Origin of the sequence: Hydrogenispora ethanolica (genome assembly GCF_004340685.1) — a bacterium.
Taxonomy (GTDB): domain Bacteria; phylum Bacillota; class UBA4882; order UBA8346; family UBA8346; genus Hydrogenispora; species Hydrogenispora ethanolica.
Window position 1 is genome coordinate 1 of the sequence record NZ_SLUN01000095.1, and the last position, 1,288, is coordinate 1,288.

Genomic DNA, 1,288 nt, shown 5'->3' on the forward strand with positions numbered 1-1,288 from the left:
CTATCTAGAAAATACTCCCGAGCATTAGAACCTTGACAAGCAAATAAGTCATGCAGCAGCCGGTTCAAGAATAACTTTGTAGCCTAGGCTTTCAATCCGTTTGATAGACCGTTTCATTACCGCCTCTTTGTTAATTTGATCATAATGATCAACGCCCAAATCCCGATAACTGGAGCCATCTTTAAGCATATGGTATATCGCGACTAAGACAGCATGAGCTACAGCAACAATCGCTTTGTTCTTTCCTCTTCGGGCTGCCAGACGATGGTACATGGCATTGAAATATGTTCCTTTTGTCCTCGAAGCGGAAATCGCGGCTTGAGTTAACGCAGCTTTTAACGCCATATTTCCTTTTCGGGTTTTGCCGCTCTTGCGTTTACCACCAGTTTCATTATTACCAGGACAAAGCGCTGCCCACGAGGCGATATGTTTATCTGTGGGGAACCGGCTCATATCAATGCCTGTTTCGCAGAGAATCTGCTCCGCATTGGTTCGGGATATACCCGGAATGCCATCCAGCGCTTCGATGGCTTCCTCAAAAGGGCGCATCCGGCTCTCAATCTCATGGCTAAGCTTCTGAATCTGTTCATTCAAAAAATCGATATGGCAAAGCTGCGTCTCCAATAACATCTTTTGATGAGGGCCGATTAATCCAGTTAAGGCCTTTTCCAACAACTCGGTTTTGTTTTTAAGTTTACCTCTAGCCATTTGGGCCATGGCTTGCGGATTCTGATTACCGGAAATAATGGCTCTTAAAATATCTTGCCCGGATTTACCCATTACATCGGAGGCTACGTCGCCCAATTTGATATTAGCGCCTTCGAGGACTTTTTGAATTCGGTTCACCTCACGGGAACGCTCCTGAGTCAGCTTAGTCCGGTAACGGACTAACTCCCGCAATTCCCGTTGGTCCCGATCCGGAACATAACTTCCGCGAAGGAGACCATGTTGTAGAAGATCAGCTATCCATTCGGAATCTTTGACATCTGTTTTACGACCCGGAACGTTTTTGATGTGCTGGGCGTTGACAACTAAGATTTCCATGCCGGTCGCTTCGAGAATGTTGTAAATGGGTTTCCAGTAGACACCCGTGCTCTCCATGGCGACGGCTTTACAGTTATTCGAGATTAACCAGTCCGTCATTTCAAGTAAACTTGCAGTCATGGTTCCAAAACTTCGGATCTCTTTACCATTTGGCGTAATGAGACAGACTACAACCGTTTGTTTGTGCACATCCATTCCGGCACTGTGTGAATACATGATTTCCATAGCATTAACCTCCATTCAT

At 45.7% G+C, this 1,288-nt stretch carries 1 protein-coding gene; it reads right to left on the reverse strand.

Annotation, left to right across the window (positions count from 1 at the left end):
• Positions 1–48 precede the first annotated feature (48 nt).
• Positions 49–1,269, reverse strand: coding sequence for an IS110 family RNA-guided transposase (locus tag EDC14_RS26435; RefSeq protein WP_132018432.1), 1,221 nt, complete (start codon positions 1,267–1,269; stop codon positions 49–51).
• Between the last annotated feature and the right edge of the window lie 19 nt (positions 1,270–1,288).

What these genes read in the sequence shown, in the direction of transcription:
- EDC14_RS26435 (WP_132018432.1), bottom strand. Translation starts at nt 1,269, where the DNA reads ATGGAAATCATGTATTCACACAGTGCCGGAATGGATGTGCACAAACAA.